Origin of the sequence: Leifsonia poae (assembly GCF_050632865.1) — a bacterium.
GTDB classification, from domain to species: Bacteria; Actinomycetota; Actinomycetes; order Actinomycetales; family Microbacteriaceae; genus Leifsonia; species Leifsonia poae_B.
In genome coordinates this window covers 605,968-621,663 of record NZ_JBODSA010000001.1, presented here as the reverse complement: position 1 = coordinate 621,663, position 15,696 = coordinate 605,968, and the positions used below count along the sequence as shown (strand labels likewise).

Here is a 15,696-nt window from a genome sequence, read left to right as displayed (position 1 = left end):
AGCGGTGACCCGGCGTGCGTTCAGCTTCGTCGGGTACTGCGCGAATGCGCAGACACCAGCCTATTCCGACTCGAACCCTGGTGAGGACACGCATGGCTCTGCCCTGGACACTGCACGGCGACGGAAAGAAGGTCGGGGCGCACGAGATCGTGCTGCCCGGCGAGCGGCTGACCTGGCCGCGCACGATCGGTCTCGGCGCTCAGCACGTCGTCGCGATGTTCGGCGCGACGTTCCTGGTGCCGCTGCTGACCGGCTTCCCGCCCGCGACGACGCTGCTGTTCTCCGGCGTCGGGACGCTGCTCTTCCTCGTCATCACCGGCAACCGGCTGCCGAGCTACCTCGGCTCGTCGTTCGCCTTCATCGTCCCGATCGTGGCGGCGACGAAGGCGCACGGGATGCCGTCGGCGCTGTTCGGCATCCTGATCACGGGCCTCCTGCTCGCGATCGTCGGCCTGATCGTCATCGGGACCGGCACCAAGTGGATCGACGGCCTGATGCCTCCGGTGGTCGCCGGTGCGATCGTCGCGCTCATCGGTTTCAACCTGGCGCCCGCCGCCGGCGCCAACTTCGCGAAGGCGCCCGTGACCGCGCTCGTGACGCTGGCCGCCGTCATCCTGTGCACCGTGCTGTTCCGCGGGATGCTGGGGCGCCTGTCGATCTTCCTCGGCGTCGCGGTCGGCTACGTCTTCGCCGTGATCGTCGGCCAGGTCGACTTCAGCGGCGTCGCGAAGGCGGCGTGGATCGGCCTGCCGCAGTTCACCCTGCCGGCCAACCCGTTCACGGCGCCCGCCGCGACGTGGGGCATCCTGCCCGCGTTCCTCCCCGTCGTGCTCGTGCTGATCGCCGAGAACGTCGGCCACATCCGCGGCGTCGCGCAGCTCACCGACCCCGCGGTCAACCGCCTCACGGGCCGCGCGCTCTTCGCCGACGGCGTCGCGACCACGGTCGCCGGTTTCTTCGGCGGCTCGGGCACGACGACGTACGGCGAGAACATCGGCGTCATGGCGGCGACCCGCGTCTACTCGACGGCGGCGTACTGGGTCGCGGGCATCGTGGCGATCCTGCTCGGCCTCTCCCCCAAGGTCGGCGCCGTGATCAACACGATCCCGGCCGGCGTCCTCGGCGGCGTGACGACGGCGCTGTACGGCCTCATCGGCATCATCGGCGTGAAGATCTGGCTGGACAACAAGGTCGACTTCTCGAAGCCGAAGAATCAGTTCACGGCCGCGACCGCGCTCATCATCGGCATCGGCGACTTCACGCTCAACCTCGGCCAGCTGACCTTCAACGGGATCGCGCTCGGCGCCATCGCCGCGATCGTCGTCTACCACGTGATGAACGCGATCGGGCGGGCGCGCGGGACGGACTGAGTCCCGCGCTCCACCGCGAATTGCTCGTAGGTGCTGTCCGGCACGGCGTGTCGGCAGCACCTACGAGCAACTGGCGGGGCCTACTGGTGGAAGTACGGGATGATCAGGTACAGCCCGTACAGCACCGCCAGCGCGCAGACCGTGAAGCACGCGTACGCCCCGGTCAGCGCCAGGCGCTTCTGGCCGGCGGTCAGCGGGTTCTTGCGCTGGGCCTTCTCGGCCTTGCGCTGCAGCTTGGCGGCCTTCTCGGGCGTCAGGACGGTGATCGCGTCCGTGAACTCGACCGGCTCGACGAACAGCGCGCGGCCGGCGACCGCCAGCAGGCGCGTGCCGAGCGCGTAGGAAGCGACGACGACGCAGGAGCCGATCAGCGCGGCCAGGAAGACGACGACGAATGCTGCCCAGTCGATCATGCGGACCTCCTCGGACGCTCGCGCTTGAGCGGCTTGACCTTCTCGATCCTGACCGCCTTGCCGGACTGCGCGACCTCGCTCTTGCCCTGCAGCGGCACTGGCTTGACGGCGTTCTCGCTGGTGACCCGATTGCGGCGCGCGCGCCAGAAGATGTAGACGACCACCGCCGTTCCGACGATGGTGTCGATGACGACGCCGATCGGCCCGATGTTCGCGATCAGCCCGGCGACGGCGCCGACGATCGCCGCGGACGGCAGCGTCAGCAGCCAGCCGATGCCGATGCGGCCGGCGGTCCCCCAGCGCACCGACGAGCCGCGGCGGCCGAGCCCGGAGCCGATGACCGACCCCGAGGCGACCTGCGTGGTCGACAGGGCGAAGCCCAGGTGGCTGGAGGCGAGGATGGTCGCCGCCGTGCTCGTCTCGGCCGCGAAGCCCTGTGCGGGCTTGATCTCGGTGAGCCCGCGGCCGAGGGTGCGGATGATGCGCCAGCCGCCGGAGTACGTTCCGAGGGCGATGGCGAGCGCGCAGGCGATGACGACCCAGATCTCAGGGCCGGAGCCGAGCGGCTGGAGGCCCGCGGAGATCAGCGTGAGGGTGATGACGCCCATGGTCTTCTGCGCGTCGTTGGTGCCGTGCGAGAGGGCGACCAGGGACGACGAGAAGATCTGTCCGTAGCGGAAGCCGCCGCGTCCGTCCGGCCGCCCGTCGTAGCGTCGCGTGATCCAGTACGCGAGCTTCGTCGCGCTCCACGCCACGACACCGGCTGTGAAGGGGGCTATCAGCGCCGGCAGCACCACCTTGTCCAGCACCACGAGGAAGTCGACCGATTGGATGCCGGCGCCGACGATCGCCGCGCCGATCAGGCCGCCGAACAGCGCGTGGCTGGACGACGACGGCAGGCCGAAGAGCCACGTCACCATGTTCCAGACGATCGCGCCGACCAGGCCGGCGAAGATGAGCACCGGCGTGATCTGCACGCCGCCGTCGCCTTCCTTGATGATGCCGCCGGAGATCGTCTTGGCGACCTCGGTCGAGAGGAAGGCGCCGATCAGGTTGAGCACGGCAGCCAGGGCGACGGCGACCTTCGGACGCATCGCTCCGGTCGCGATGGGGGTCGCCATCGCGTTGGCCGTGTCGTGGAAGCCGTTCGTGAAGTCGAAGAAGAGCGCCAGCAGAATGACCAGCACGACGATGAGGGTGAGGTCCACCGTTCTCTTTCTCGCGTTGACGCTGTCGCGTGTCGGATGCGTCCCTCCCGACCTAAAGCTTCATCGGGAGTTCACGCAAGGGACCTGGCGCTGTTGGGACGCCGTGACGATACTCACACGGTGTCCGCGACCGGGTCAAACTCGTCAGAGCCGTCCGACCGAGGTGACCCGGATCACGGCGACGCCTTCGCGCGCCGAGTCCTCCAGCAGCACGTCCGCCGCGATGCCCCAATCGTGGTCCCCCTCCGGGTCGGCGATGATCTGACGCACGCGCCAGATCCCCTCGACCCCCTCGGGCTTCTCGTCCACCAGGATCATCGACGCCGATCGCGCGGAGGCGTCGGTCAGGATCTCGTCGTGCTCCGCGTAGTAGCCCTCCAGCGCCGCATCCCACTGCGCCTCGGTGAACGGCGCGGCGCCCCCGGCGAGCACCGCGGCCTCCGCCTCCAGCACGCCGAGGTCGTGGACGCGGTCGAGCGCGGCCAGCTGGACGCGGCGGAACAGCTCGTTCCGCACAAGGACGAAGAACGCCCGCCGATTGGTGGTGACGTTCCGCGGTGCGGGCGGCGCCAGCTCGGAGGACTCGGCGGCGTGCTTGGCGGCGTCCGGGTGGACCAGCTCCTCCCACTCGTCCAGCAGGCTCGAGTCGACCTGGCGGACGAGCTCGCCGAGCCATTCGATGATGTCGCGGAGGTCTTCGGTGCGGAGGTCGAGCGGCACGGTCTGGTTGAGGGCCCGGTAGGCGTCGGAGAGGTAGCGCAGCACGACGCCCTCCGAGCGGGCGAGCTTGTATAACGCGATGAACTCGCCGAACGTCATCGCCCGCTCGTACAGGTCGCGCACGACCGACTTGGGGCTCAGCTCGAAGTCGGCGACCCACGGCTGGCTCGAGGCGTAGGTGGCGAAGGCCTCGTGCAGCAGGATGTCGTGCGGCTTCGGGTGCGTGACCTCCTCCAGCGCCTCCATCCGCTCCTCGTACTCGATGCCCTCCGCCTTCATCGCCGCGACGGCCTCGCCGCGAGCCTGGAACTGCTGCGCCGACAGCACGGGCCGCGGGTCGTCGAGGGTGGCCTCGACGACGGAGACGATGTCGAGCGCGTACACCGGGGACTCGAGGTCGAACAGCTCGAACGCGGCGAGCGCGAACGGCGACAGCGGCTGGTTGAGGGCGAAGTTGGGCTGGAGGTCGACCGTGAGACGGATCTCCACCCCGTCGTGGCTCCGGACCGCCTCTACGACTCCGGCGGTGAGGAGCGACCGGTACAGCTCGATCGCGCGCCGGGCGAGGGCGAGCTGCCGCTTCCACGGCTCGTGGTTGTCGAAGACGAGGTCGCGGACATGCCGGTAGACGTCGCCGCCGCGGCCGATGATGTTGATGAGCATCGCGCTGGTGATCTGCATCGAGGACGTCAGCGTCTCGGGCTCCGACTCGATGAGCTTTCGGAACGACGGCTCGCCCCACGAGACGAAGCCCTCCGGCGCCTTCTTCCGCACGATCTTGCGGCGCTTCTTCGGGTCGTCGCCGGCCTTCTCCAGCGCCTTCAGATTCTCCGACTCGTGCTCGGGCGCCTGCGCGACGACGGTCCCTGCGGTGTCGTAGCCCGCGCGTCCCGCCCGGCCGGCGATCTGGTGGAACTCGCGCGCATTGAGCTGCCGCATCCGGGTGCCGTCGAACTTCGTCAGCGCGGTGAGCAGCACGGTGCGGATGGGCACGTTGATGCCGACACCGAGCGTGTCCGTCCCGCAGATGACACGCAGCATGCCCCGCTGGGCCAGCTGCTCGACCAGGCGGCGGTACTTCGGCAGCATCCCGGCATGGTGCACCCCGATGCCCTGGCGCAGCAGGCGCGAGAGGGTCTTGCCGAAGCTCGTCGTGAAACGGAAGTCGCCGATCAGCTCGGCGATCGCATCGCGTTGCTCCCGGCTGGCGATCTTGGCGCTGGACAGCGACTGCGCGCGTTCCAGCGCGGCGAGCTGCGAGAAGTGGACCACGTAGATCGGCGCCTGCCCCGTGGCGAGCAGGTCCTCGATGGTCTCGTGGACGGGCGTGACCTCGTAGTAGTAGTGCAGCGGCACCGGGCGCTCGACGCCCGTGACGGTCGCCGTCGGGCGGCCGGTGCGGCGCTCCAGGTCGTCGGCGAGCGCCGTCACGTCGCCGAGGGTGGCCGACATGAGCACGAACTGCGTGTGAGGGAGGGTGAGAAGCGGCACCTGCCACGCCCAGCCGCGATCCGGGTCGGAGTAGAAGTGGAACTCATCCATCACGACCTGGCCGACCGGCGTCTCGTCGCCGTGCCGGAGGGCGAGGTTGGCCAGGATCTCGGCCGTCGCGCACATGATCGGCGCGTCGGCGTTCACCGCGGAGTCGCCGGTCGTCATCCCGACGTTCTCGGCGCCGAAGATGTCGACCAGCGCGAAGAACTTCTCGGAGACCAGAGCCTTGATCGGCGCCGTGTAGTACGTGCGCTCCCCGCGGGCGAGGGCGGCGAAGTGGGCGCCGACGGCGACGAGCGACTTGCCGGTGCCGGTCGGGGTGCTCAGGATGAGGTTCGCGCCGCCGACGACCTCGATCGCCGACTCGTCCTGCGCCGGGTACAGCTCGATGCCACCGGCCTCGACCCACGCGACGAACGTCTCGTAGACGGCGTCCTCGGACACCGAGCCGGGCCCGGTCCACCCGGGGATGTCCTCGACGCGCAGGCGGCGTGGGGCGGAGGCTTCGGAATCCGACATGATTCCTCCACCCTTTCACAGGCGGCGGCCCGCCGAATCGGGTGAAAGCATTACGAATCCGTAATCCCTGCGCCCACGCACAGGCGGCGGCCCTAAGTTGGCGGTATGGCGGAGTTCTGGCGGCCGGCGGCCGCGGGCGTGGCGAGCGTCGTCGCGGGGGTCGGCGCTGCGGAGCTCCTGAGCGCCTTCCTGGTGCAGAACGGCAGCCCGGTGCTCACCGTGGGCGCGCTCCTCATCGACCTCGCGCCGCCGTGGCTGAAGGAGGCCGTCATCGGCCTGTTCGGGACCGGTGACAAGGCGTTCCTCATCGTCTCGCTCGGGGTGGTGGTGCTCGCGGGGGCCGCGCTGGCCGGCTGGCTGGAGCGGATCCGTCCGCCGCTCGGCCGCATTCTCATCGGCGTGGGCGGCGCCGTCGGCGTGCTCGCGGCCGTCACGCGCTCGGGCAACGGGATCGTGGATGCGCTCCCTCGGTCCTCGCGGCGGCCCTGGCGATCCTGCTGCTCGGCTGGCTGATGCGGATGCTGCGCGACACCGAGCCGACGCGCGCGACCCCGAGAGGGCGGGTGAGCCGGCGGCGGTTCGTCGGTGCGACGGCGGCGACGGCGGCGGGCGGAGCGCTCGCGCTGGTGATCGGCCAGGCGGTGGCGGGCGGCTTCCGCGCGGCCTCGGCGGCGCGGGCCGCGATCCGACTGCCGAGCCCGGCGAAGAAGGCGCCGCCGGTCCCCGCCGGAGCCTCGTTCGACATCCCGGGCCTGTCGCCGATCATCACGCCGAACGCCGACTTCTACCGGATCGACACCGCCCTGCAGATCCCCGGCATCGACGCGAACGCGTGGAAGCTGCGCATCTTCGGGATGGTGGAGCAGGAGGTCGAGCTGACGTTCGCAGAACTCCTCGCCCTGCCGTTGGAGGAGTCGACCACCACGCTGACGTGCGTCTCGAACGAGGTCGGCGGCGACCTCATCGGCAACGCGACCTGGCTCGGCTACCCGATCCGCCACCTCCTGTCGAAGGCGAAGCCCTCCTCCGACGCCGACATGGTGCTGTCGACGAGCCAGGACGGCTGGACGGCGTCCACGCCGCTCGAGACCCTGACCGACGACCGCAACGCGATCCTTGCGGTCGGGATGAACGGCACCCCTCTGCCGCTGGAGCACGGCTACCCCGTGCGGATGGTCGTGCCAGGCCTGTACGGCTACGTGTCGGCGACCAAGTGGGTGGTGTCGCTGGAGGTCACCCGCTTCGACGAGCACACGGCTTACTGGACGACGCGCGGCTGGTCCGAGCGCGGCCCGGTGAAGCTGTCCTCGCGCATCGACGTGCCGGCGGCCGGACGGCAGGTGAAGGCCGGGACGGTCGCGGTGGCCGGCGTGGCGTGGTCGCAGCACGTCGGCGTGAGCGCCGTGCAGGTGAAGGTGGACGACGGACCCTGGCAGGAGGCGACGCTCGCCGACGCGATCTCCGCCGACACCTGGCGGCAGTGGCGGTACGCGTGGGACGCGACGCCCGGCACGCACACCCTCCGGGTGCGGGCGACCGACGCGAAGGGCCTGGTGCAGACCGCGACCGAGCGGGACGTGGTCCCCGACGGCGCCACCGGACTGCACGAGGTGCAGGTGACCGTGGTCTGAGGTCGGTGCGGCGGCGTCCCGGGTGTGATTGGCTGAGGACATGGCCCTCCCGCCGCTGGTCGACCCCGGCCCCGAACTCTCGCCCGAGCGCACCGCCCGCTACGCCCGCACCTCGCAGCTGCCCGGCTTCGGCCCGGTCGCGCAGCGCCGCCTCGCCGCCGCGCGCATGCTCGTCGTCGGCGCGGGCGGGCTCGGTTCCGCCGTGCTGCCGCTGCTCGCCTCCGCGGGCGTCGGCACCATCGGGATCGTGGACGACGACCGCGTCGAGCCGAGCAACCTGCCGCGGCAGAGCATCCACACGCCCGCCGACGTCGGGCGCGCGAAGGTCGAGTCCGCGGCGGACGCCGTCCGGGCGCTCGACGACGACATCGAGCTGCGGCTCTTCCGCGAGCGGCTGACTTCGGAGAACGCCGAACGCATCCTCGCCGGGTTCGACCTCGTGCTCGACGGCAGCGACAACTTCCCCACCCGGTACCTTGTGGACGACGCGGCGACGCTCGCGGGCATCCCCGTGGTGTGGGGCGCGGTGCACCAGACCGGCGGCCAGGCCGGCCTGAGCTGGGCTCGGCAGGGGCCGACCTACCGCGACCTCTTCCCGGTGCCGCCGGCGCCGGGAAGCGTCGCGAGCTGCGCCGAGGCCGGGGCGCTGCCGTCCGTCTGCGGCGTGATCGGCGGCCTGATGGTCGGCGAGGCGCTGAAGCTCATCACCGGCACCGGGGATCCGCTGCTCGGCCGGGTGATCGTCCACGACGCGCTGCGCGGCGCGTTCCGCGAGCTCGCCTACGAGCGCGATCCGCAGGCGGCGCCGGTGACGGAGCTGATCGACTACGACCTGTTCTGCGGCGTCACCGACACGATGTCGCCCGCCGAGCTCCACGCCCGGCTGATCGCCGGGGAGCCGCACACGCTCCTCGACGTGCGGGAGACGTGGGAGGCGGAGATCGTCGAACTGCCCGGCTCGCTGCTCGTGCCGCTCGGCGTCGTGCAGGGCGACCCGTCGGGAGTGGCCGCGCGCCTGCCGCAGGACGACCCGCTCGTGATCGTCTGCCACCATGGCATCCGCGCCGAGACCGCGCGGCAGCTGCTCGCCGACGCCGGGATGCGCGGCGTCGTGCTCGCGGGCGGGCTCGACGCGTGGGCGCGCGACGTCGATCCCGAGATGGCGCGGTACTGAACGCGACGCGCGCGGCGCGGGATACTGAACCCATGACACGCGACCCCGCCGACGAGCGCCGGACCGTCGAGGAGCACGCCGCCATCGTCGCGCGGATGCTCGAACCGCTCACCGAGCAGCCCGCCACCGAGTCGGTGCCGCTCGACCGCGCGCTCGGCCGGGTGACCGCGGCGGAGGTGCGGTCGGAGGTCGACCTGCCGCTCTTCCGCAACTCGCAGATGGACGGCTACGCGGTGCGCGCCGCCGACGTGCGCACGGCGCCGGTCGCGCTCGAGGTGAGCGGCGACATCCCGGCCGGCCACACCAGCCCCGTCTCGCTGATCCCCGGTACCGCGCTGCGGATCATGACGGGCGCGCCGGTTCCGACCGGGGCCGACGCGATCGTTCCGGTCGAGGACACCGAGCTCGTGCTCGGCCGCGACGACGACCTCGCCGGCGCGGTCGTCGAGATCCGGCGTCCGCGCAAGCGCGGCGAGTACGTGCGCGAGCGCGGCAGCGACCTGCGACGCGGCGAGGTGCTGGTCGCGGAGGGAACGCGTCTCGCCCCGCGCCACCTCGCGGCCCTGGCCGCAGCGGGCGTCGAGACGGTGGCCGTGCGCGCCCGGCTGAGGGTCGGGATCCTGACCAGCGGCACCGAGCTCGTCACCGGGTCCACGCCGGCGTTCGGGCAGGTCTACGACGCGAACGGCATCGCGCTCGCGGCGCTCGTGGAGGAGGCCGGCGCCACGGTGTCCGTGCGCGCCAGCAGCAGCGACGACCCCGCGGCGTTCGAGCGCATCCTGGACGACGCGTTGCACAGCAGCGACCTTGTCATCACCTCCGGCGGCATCTCACGCGGCGCCTACGAGGTGGTGCGGGAGGTGCTGCACCCTCACGGCGCCGACATCACGACGGTCGCGATGCAGCCGGGCGGCCCGCAGGCGACCGCTGTGATCGGCGGCGTGCCCGTGTTCGCTTTCCCCGGCAACCCGGTGAGCACGCAGGTGTCGTTCACGGTGTTCCTCCGTGGCCCGCTGCGCGCCGCCGCCGGCCTGCCGGAGATCCGGCCGGTGGACGCGACGCTGACGCACCGCGTCGTCTCCGTGCCCGGACGGCGCCAGTTCCTGCGCGGCCGGCTCGACGTCAACGGCGGCGTTGCCCCGGCCTCCGGGCCCTCCTCGCACCTCGTCGCCGGGATGGCGCAGGCCGACGTGCTCATCGACATCCCCACCGACGCGGACGTCCTGGACGAGGGCGCCGCCGTGACAGTCTGGACGCTATGACCCAGCTCACCCACCTCGACTCCGACGGCCGCGCGCGCATGGTCGACGTCGGAGGCAAGCCCGAGACCGACCGCGAGGCCGTCGCGCGAGGACGCTTCGTGACGACCCCCGAGGTCGTGCGACTCGTGGCGGCCGACGACCTGCCGAAGGCGGATGTGCTGGCGACTGCGCGCATCGCGGGCATCGGCGGTGCGAAGCGCACCAGCGAGCTCATCCCGCTCTGCCACCCGCTGCCTCTCAACAGCGTGCGGGTCGACTTCGAGCTGGATGCCGACGCCGGAGCGATCGAGATCGAGGTGGTCGCGCGCACGCACGGCCGCACCGGCGTCGAGATGGAGGCGCTGACCGCCGTCGCGGTCGCCGGGCTCACCCTGCACGACATGGTGAAGGCGGTGGATCCGGCGGCGAGCCTGACGGACGTGCGGCTCGTCGCCAAGAGCGGCGGCAAGCGCGGCGAGTGGCGGCGGGACGGGGAGCCTGCGACTGCTGCAGCTCAGGCTGCGCCCGACGTCGCGGGCCCCACCCCGGCCGCGGGCGCGATCGTGCTCGTCGCCTCCACGCGCGCCGCCACCGGCGTCTACGAAGACACCACGGGTCCCGTCATCGCCGAATGGCTGGCCGAGCGCCGCCTCCCCGCCGACGTCCGCGTGGTGCCCGACGCCGAGGTGGACGCTGCCCTGCGCGACGCCGTCGGCGCGCGTCCCCTGGTCCTCATCACCACCGGCGGCACCGGAGTCTCCCCCACCGACCGCACACCGGAGGCCACTGCGGCCGTGCTCGACCGCGAGCTTCCCGGCGTCGCCGAGGCGCTGCGGGCGCACGGCGCCGCCGCCACACCGCTGGCCGCGCTCAGCCGCGGGCTCGTCGGCGTGGCCGGCCCCACGCTCGTCGTCAACCTGCCCGGCTCGCGCGGCGGCGTGAAGGACGGCCTCGAGGTGCTGGACGGCCTGCTCCCCCACCTGCTCGACCAGCTCCGCGGAGGCGATCACCGATGAGCGACATCCTGGCCACCGTCACCCCCGATCCGCTCGAGCCGTCGACCGTCGACGAATTCGTCTGGCGCGCCGAGGCGGGTGCCGTCGTCTCCTTCCAGGGGATCGTCCGCGACCACGACGGCGGCCGCGGCGTCGTCTCGCTCGACTACCGCGCGCATCCCGAGGCCGAGGACTTCCTCCGGCAGTGCTGCGAGGAGGTCGCCCGCACCACCGGACTGCGCGTGGCCGCGCAGCACCGGGTCGGGTCGCTGACCATCGGCGACCTCGCCCTCATCGCCGCGGTCGCGGCCCCGCACCGGGCGGAGGCGTTCGCCGCGTGCTCGGAGCTGGTGGAGATCATCAAGGCGCGCGTCCCGATCTGGAAGCGGCAGCACTTCACCGACGGCGCCTCGGAGTGGGTCGGCCTCTGATCCTACGGGCGCGACGCCCTCGACCTGCCGCACCTGCGGCTCTACGATGGGTTTCATGCCGCAGATACGGATCAAGGACGCCGCGCTCTACCTCGGGGTGAGCGACGACACCGTTCGCCGCTGGATCGACTCCGGAGTTCTCAGCAGCCGGCACGACGGGTCCGGACGCACCGTCGTCGACGGGCTGGAACTCGCCCAGCTGGCCAAGCAGAACGCCGTGCTGCCGGCCGACCCGTCGGGCGTCGCCGGGTCCGCGCGCAACCGGTTCGTCGGGCTGGTGACCGACATCGTCGCCGACAAGGTCATGGCACAGGTCGAGCTGCAGTGCGGCCCCCATCGCGTGGTGTCGCTGATCAGCAGCGAGGCCGTGCGCGAGCTGGGGCTCGAGCTCGGGTCGGTCGCGGTCGCGGTGATCAAGGCGACCAACGTCATGGTCGAGGCGCCGTCGGTGGCGCGATGAGCCGGCGGCTGCGCGTGGCCGCCGCTCTGCTCCTGGCATGCGCGGCGCTCACCGGCTGCAGCTCGGCCGGTTCCGCCCCGGACCTGAGCCCGAGTGCATCGGCCGGCGACGACGTGACCGGCACGGTGACGGTGTTCGCCGCCGCATCCCTGACGAAGACGTTCACCGAGCTCGGGAGGGACTTCGAGGCCGCGCACCCCGGAGCCAAGGTGACGTTCTCGTTCGCCGGCTCCTCCGACCTCGTGTCGCAGTTGACCGCGGGCGCCCCGGCCGACGTGTTCGCGTCCGCCGACGAGGCGAACATGACCAAGGCCGTGGAGGCGAAGGTCATCGACGGGAAGCCGGTCGACTTCGCGACGAACGTGCTCGCGATCGCCGTCCCTTCTGGGAACCCCGCCCACGTGAAGAGCTTCGCCGACCTCGCCTCCCCGGGCGTGAAGACGGTCGTCTGCGCGCCCCAGGTGCCGTGCGGCGCCGCGACCGCGAAAGTCGAGAAGTCGGCGGGCGTCACGCTGACCCCAGTGAGCCAGGAATCGTCCGTGACGGACGTGCTCGGCAAGGTCAGCAGCGGCGAAGCGGACGCAGGGATCGTGTACCGGACGGACGTCAAGGGAGCGGGGTCGGCGGTCGAGTCCGTCCCGTTCCCGGAGGCCGCGAAGACGGTGAACGTCTATCCGATCGCCACGGTCGCGAAGGCGCCGAACGCGCAGGGCGCGGCGGCATTCGTCGCGTTCGTCACCGGCCCAGACGGACGGAAGGCGCTGACCGCCGCCGGATTCGGCGCGCCGTGATCGCGGGCGCGCGGCTGGCCGTCCCGCGCTGGATCGTCGCCGTCGCAGTCGTCGGGGCGCTGTTCGTGGTGCTCCCGCTCGTCGCGATGGCGCTCCGGGTGGACTGGGCGCACTTCCTCCCGCTGATCGCCTCGCCGTCGTCGCTGGATGCCCTGCTGCTCAGCCTGCGGACGTCGCTGCTCGCGACGGCCGGATGCCTGGTGCTCGGCGTCCCGATGGCCATCGTGCTCGCGCGCGTGCCGTTCGCCGGGCAGCGGGTGGTCCGGGCGATCGTGCTGCTGCCGCTCGTGCTTCCGCCGGTGGTCGGGGGTCTGGCGCTGCTCGCGCTGTACGGGCGACGTGGACTGCTCGGCGGCGCGCTCGACGTGGCGTTCTCGACCCCGGCGGTGGTGATCGCGCAGACCTTCGTGGCGCTGCCGTTTCTGGTGCTGAGCCTGGAGGGTGCGCTGCGGTCGGCGGGCGAGCGGTACGAGGCCGTGGCGGCGACGCTGGGCGCGCGTCCCTCGGCCGTGCTGTTCCGGGTCACGCTGCCGCTGGTGCTTCCCGCGGTGGTGTCGGGCGCGATCCTGTCGTTCGCGCGGGCGCTGGGCGAATTCGGGGCGACGCTGACCTTCGCCGGCAGCCTGCAGGGCGTGACCCGCACTCTGCCGCTCGAGATCTACCTGCAGCGCGAGACCGACCCGGATGCGGCCGTCGCACTGTCGCTGGTGCTCGTCGCCGTCGCGATCGCCGTCGTCGCGGTGGCGCACGGCGCGGGCGAGCGGGTGCAGCCGTGGCGGGCGCGGCGGCGGACCCGGGCCTCCACTGCGCGGACCGCCGCATGAGCCTGCGCATCGCAGCCGCGCATGCGGAGCGCGACGTCTCCATCGACCTCGCGGTCGCGGCCGGTGAGACGCTTGCCGTGCTCGGTCCGAACGGCGCGGGCAAGTCGACCGTACTCGGGATGCTCGCCGGGCTCATCCGGCCCGACCACGGGCGCGCGACCCTCGGCGACGACGTGCTGTTCGACCTCCCCCGCGCCTGGCTGCCGCCGCACCGCCGTGGCGTCGCGCTGCTCGCCCAGGACGCGCTGCTGTTCCCGCACCTGAGCGTCCGGGCCAACGTCGCATTCGGCCCGCGGTCGGCCGGCGCCACCCGGATCGAAGCGGGGTCGCGAGCCGACGAGTGGCTACGCCGCACCGGCACGGAGGCGTTCGCCGACCGGCGCCCGTCCGAGCTCTCCGGCGGCCAGGCGCAGCGCGTGGCGATCGCCCGGGCGCTCGCGGCGGAGCCGAGCCTGCTCCTCCTCGACGAACCGCTCTCGGCCCTCGACGTGTCCGTCGCGGCGGAGGTTCGTGGGGCGCTCGCCGACGTCCTGGCCGGACGCACGACCGTGCTCGTAACGCACGACGCGCTGGACGCCTACCTCCTCGCCGACCGCGTCGCCGTCATGCACGACGGCCGGGTCGTCGAGGAGGGACCGACGCGCCAGGTGCTCGAGCGGCCGCGGCATCCGTTCACCGCCGAGCTGTCCGGCCTGACCCTGCTGCGCGGAGTGCGGACCACCGAGGGCCTGGAGACGCCCGAGGGCCTGCGACTGACCGCGGACGGGCCGGGCGCCCCGGGCGCGGAGTTCTTCGCCGCCGTACGGCCGTCCGCAGTCCGCCTCCTGCCCCCGGCCGCCGCCCCGGTGGTTGCGACCGTCACCGCCCTCCAGCCGCAGGCCGACCTCGTCCGCGTCCGCACCGACCGCCTCGACGCCCTCGTCCCGCCTGCGGTCGTGGCCGACCTCGCCCTCCACCTCGGAGCCCCCGTCGGCCTCCACATCCCGCCCGACGCCGTCTCCCTCTACCCCGCCTAGCCCCCGAGCACAGGAAAAACGTCCCCGAGGGACCCGAGGACGAACGTTTTTCCTGTGCTCGACGGCTGGGGGTCAGCCGCCGGCGAAGGGCGGGAGGACGTCGACGGTGGCGGTGAGCTCGCGGGAGGGGTCGCGCGAGACGACGCCGCCGACGAGGAAGGAGCCGGAGCGGACCACGCGCTCCATCGGCTCGCCATAGCGGGCGACGAGCTCGGTCTGTAGGCCGCCGACCGTCGCGTCGGCGACCTCGACGCGCTCCTCGGGGCGGCCGGCCGCATCCTCCGCCGCCGCGAAGTACCGCACCAGCACCTCAGCCACCGATCGCCCCCATGCTCCGTACCGGCGGCGCGAAGCCGGCCGCGTCCATCCCGTGACCGGACTGCTTGCCCCACATCGCCGCGCGCCACCACTGCGCGATCTCGGCGTCGTCCGCACCTCCGCGCAGCAGGCCGCGCAGGTCGGTCTCGTCGTCGCCGAACAGGCACGACCGCACGGTGCCCTCCGCGGTGATCCGCGTCCGGTCGCACGCGGCGCAGAACGACCGCGTGACCGAGGCGATGATGCCGACCGTCGCGGGCGCGCCATCCAGCGTCCAGCCTTCGACCGTCCACTCCTCGGCCGGCGCGTGCGGGTCGTCGCGGCCCGCCTCGGTCAGCTCGAACCGCTCGCCCAGCACCGCGAGCAGTTCGGCCGCCGGGACCATGTTCTCGCGCAGCCAGGAGCGGTCGGCATCCAGCGGCATCTGCTCGATGAACCGCAGACGGCAGTCGTTCTCCAGCGCCCACTGCAGCAGGTCGGGGGCGTCGGCCAGCGTGTCGCGCATCATCACCGCGTTCAGCTTCAGCGGGGTCATCCCGGCCTCGTGCGCGGCGCGGATGCCGGCGAGCACCGCGGGGAGCCGGTCGCGACGCGTGAGCCGGGCGAAGTGCTCGCGGTCGACCGTGTCCAGCGACACGTTCACGCGGGTGAGTCCCGCGTCCACCAGGGCGTGGATGCGGTGGTCCAGCCCGATGCCGTTCGTCGTGATCGAGAGGTCGATGCCGGGCGCTGCCGCCGCGGAGAGGCCGATGATCTCGGCGAGGTCGGCCCGCATCAGCGGCTCGCCGCCGGTGAACCGCACCTCACGCACACCCAGCTCGCGGACGCCGATCCCGACCAGCCGCGCGATCTCCGCCGCCGACAGCAGGTCGTCGCGCGGGATCGCGGGCAGCCCTTCCGCGGGCATGCAGTACGTGCAGCGCAGCGAGCACTTCTCGGTGACCGACACGCGCAGGTCGCGCGCCACCCGTCCGAACCGGTCGATCAGCCCCGCATCGTCGGGGCGATCGGAGGTGTCTGGCGGTGAGGCCGGCGGCAGGGTCGCCCGCAGAGGGAGCCCCAGATTCACGGCGGTCATGCCTTCACCATAG

14 protein-coding genes and 1 pseudogene are annotated in these 15,696 nt (G+C 72.3%); 10 read left to right on the top strand and 5 right to left on the bottom strand.

Features of this window, described 5'->3' with window-relative positions; translation table 11 throughout:
* Positions 1 to 92 precede the first annotated feature (92 nt).
* A complete protein-coding gene (locus ACRAWB_RS03115) occupies positions 93 to 1,370 on the top strand; it encodes a uracil-xanthine permease family protein (RefSeq protein ID WP_431352019.1) in 1,278 nt (425 codons plus the stop codon).
* Positions 1,371 to 1,450: 80 nt separating this feature from the next.
* Here the strand turns inward: ACRAWB_RS03115 and ACRAWB_RS03110 are convergent, their stop codons facing one another.
* The 3 genes from ACRAWB_RS03110 to ACRAWB_RS03100 all read right to left on the bottom strand — a co-directional run bounded on the left by ACRAWB_RS03110 (position 1,451) and on the right by ACRAWB_RS03100 (position 5,724).
* Complete coding sequence (locus ACRAWB_RS03110; protein WP_431352018.1) at positions 1,451 to 1,783, bottom strand: peptidase; 333 nt, start codon at positions 1,781 to 1,783, stop codon at positions 1,451 to 1,453.
* The gene (locus ACRAWB_RS03105; protein WP_431352017.1) at positions 1,780 to 2,991 is read right to left on the bottom strand and encodes an inorganic phosphate transporter; all 1,212 of its coding nucleotides are present in this window, start codon (positions 2,989 to 2,991) and stop codon (positions 1,780 to 1,782) included. Before ACRAWB_RS03105 ends, ACRAWB_RS03110 begins: the two co-directional genes overlap by 4 nt.
* A 144-nt stretch (positions 2,992 to 3,135) precedes the next feature.
* Positions 3,136 to 5,724 carry a DEAD/DEAH box helicase gene (locus tag ACRAWB_RS03100; RefSeq protein ID WP_431352016.1) on the bottom strand — a complete coding sequence of 863 codons (2,589 nt, stop codon included), beginning with the start codon at positions 5,722 to 5,724 and terminating at the stop codon, positions 3,136 to 3,138.
* A gap of 105 nt (positions 5,725 to 5,829) precedes the next feature.
* On the opposite strand from ACRAWB_RS03100, the pseudogene ACRAWB_RS03095 reads away from it, so the two are divergent.
* The 9 genes and pseudogenes from ACRAWB_RS03095 to ACRAWB_RS03055 all read left to right on the top strand — a co-directional run bounded on the left by ACRAWB_RS03095 (position 5,830) and on the right by ACRAWB_RS03055 (position 14,287).
* A pseudogene (locus ACRAWB_RS03095) lies at positions 5,830 to 7,355 on the top strand (molybdopterin-dependent oxidoreductase).
* Between the two features lie 40 nt (positions 7,356 to 7,395).
* Complete coding sequence (locus ACRAWB_RS03090) at positions 7,396 to 8,529, top strand: ThiF family adenylyltransferase (protein ID WP_431352015.1); 1,134 nt, start codon at positions 7,396 to 7,398, stop codon at positions 8,527 to 8,529.
* A 32-nt stretch (positions 8,530 to 8,561) separates the two neighbouring features.
* The gene (locus ACRAWB_RS03085) at positions 8,562 to 9,791 is read left to right on the top strand and encodes a molybdopterin molybdotransferase MoeA (RefSeq protein ID WP_431352014.1); all 1,230 of its coding nucleotides are present in this window, start codon (positions 8,562 to 8,564) and stop codon (positions 9,789 to 9,791) included.
* Positions 9,788 to 10,786 carry a bifunctional molybdenum cofactor biosynthesis protein MoaC/MoaB gene (moaCB, locus tag ACRAWB_RS03080; protein ID WP_431352013.1) on the top strand — a complete coding sequence of 333 codons (999 nt, stop codon included), beginning with the start codon at positions 9,788 to 9,790 and terminating at the stop codon, positions 10,784 to 10,786. Before ACRAWB_RS03085 ends, moaCB begins: the two co-directional genes overlap by 4 nt.
* Positions 10,783 to 11,196, top strand: a complete 414-nt coding sequence (locus tag ACRAWB_RS03075; RefSeq protein ID WP_431352012.1) for a molybdenum cofactor biosynthesis protein MoaE — start codon at positions 10,783 to 10,785, stop codon at positions 11,194 to 11,196. Before moaCB ends, ACRAWB_RS03075 begins: the two co-directional genes overlap by 4 nt.
* A 55-nt stretch (positions 11,197 to 11,251) precedes the next feature.
* Positions 11,252 to 11,656: a TOBE domain-containing protein gene (locus ACRAWB_RS03070; protein WP_431352011.1), complete on the top strand. Its 405-nt coding sequence runs from the start codon at positions 11,252 to 11,254 to the stop codon at positions 11,654 to 11,656.
* Positions 11,653 to 12,447: a molybdate ABC transporter substrate-binding protein gene (gene modA / locus ACRAWB_RS03065; RefSeq protein ID WP_431352010.1), complete on the top strand. Its 795-nt coding sequence runs from the start codon at positions 11,653 to 11,655 to the stop codon at positions 12,445 to 12,447. The genes ACRAWB_RS03070 and modA overlap by 4 nt, the downstream gene beginning before the upstream one ends.
* On the top strand, positions 12,444 to 13,271 hold the full coding sequence (locus ACRAWB_RS03060) for an ABC transporter permease (RefSeq protein ID WP_431352009.1): 828 nt from the start codon (positions 12,444 to 12,446) through the stop codon (positions 13,269 to 13,271). The genes modA and ACRAWB_RS03060 overlap by 4 nt, the downstream gene beginning before the upstream one ends.
* The gene (locus ACRAWB_RS03055) at positions 13,268 to 14,287 is read left to right on the top strand and encodes a sulfate/molybdate ABC transporter ATP-binding protein (protein WP_431352008.1); all 1,020 of its coding nucleotides are present in this window, start codon (positions 13,268 to 13,270) and stop codon (positions 14,285 to 14,287) included. The genes ACRAWB_RS03060 and ACRAWB_RS03055 overlap by 4 nt, the downstream gene beginning before the upstream one ends.
* 72 nt (positions 14,288 to 14,359) lie before the next feature.
* On the opposite strand, the gene ACRAWB_RS03050 is transcribed toward ACRAWB_RS03055, so the two are convergent.
* A complete protein-coding gene (locus ACRAWB_RS03050; RefSeq protein ID WP_431352007.1) occupies positions 14,360 to 14,605 on the bottom strand; it encodes a MoaD/ThiS family protein in 246 nt (81 codons plus the stop codon).
* Positions 14,598 to 15,683, bottom strand: coding sequence for a GTP 3',8-cyclase MoaA (moaA, locus tag ACRAWB_RS03045; RefSeq protein WP_431352006.1), 1,086 nt, complete (start codon positions 15,681 to 15,683; stop codon positions 14,598 to 14,600). The genes ACRAWB_RS03050 and moaA overlap by 8 nt, the downstream gene beginning before the upstream one ends.
* Between the last annotated feature and the right edge of the window lie 13 nt (positions 15,684 to 15,696).

What these genes read in the sequence shown, in the direction of transcription:
- ACRAWB_RS03115 (WP_431352019.1), top strand. Translation starts at nt 93, where the DNA reads ATGGCTCTGCCCTGGACACTGCACGGCGACGGAAAGAAGGTCGGGGCG.
- ACRAWB_RS03085 (WP_431352014.1), top strand. Translation starts at nt 8,562, where the DNA reads ATGACACGCGACCCCGCCGACGAGCGCCGGACCGTCGAGGAGCACGCC.
- moaCB (WP_431352013.1), top strand. Translation starts at nt 9,788, where the DNA reads ATGACCCAGCTCACCCACCTCGACTCCGACGGCCGCGCGCGCATGGTC.
- moaA (WP_431352006.1), bottom strand. Translation starts at nt 15,683, where the DNA reads ATGACCGCCGTGAATCTGGGGCTCCCTCTGCGGGCGACCCTGCCGCCG.
- ACRAWB_RS03070 (WP_431352011.1), top strand. Translation starts at nt 11,252, where the DNA reads ATGCCGCAGATACGGATCAAGGACGCCGCGCTCTACCTCGGGGTGAGC.
- ACRAWB_RS03090 (WP_431352015.1), top strand. Translation starts at nt 7,396, where the DNA reads ATGGCCCTCCCGCCGCTGGTCGACCCCGGCCCCGAACTCTCGCCCGAG.
- ACRAWB_RS03075 (WP_431352012.1), top strand. Translation starts at nt 10,783, where the DNA reads ATGAGCGACATCCTGGCCACCGTCACCCCCGATCCGCTCGAGCCGTCG.
- modA (WP_431352010.1), top strand. Translation starts at nt 11,653, where the DNA reads ATGAGCCGGCGGCTGCGCGTGGCCGCCGCTCTGCTCCTGGCATGCGCG.
- ACRAWB_RS03100 (WP_431352016.1), bottom strand. Translation starts at nt 5,724, where the DNA reads ATGTCGGATTCCGAAGCCTCCGCCCCACGCCGCCTGCGCGTCGAGGAC.
- ACRAWB_RS03110 (WP_431352018.1), bottom strand. Translation starts at nt 1,783, where the DNA reads ATGATCGACTGGGCAGCATTCGTCGTCGTCTTCCTGGCCGCGCTGATC.
- ACRAWB_RS03055 (WP_431352008.1), top strand. Translation starts at nt 13,268, where the DNA reads ATGAGCCTGCGCATCGCAGCCGCGCATGCGGAGCGCGACGTCTCCATC.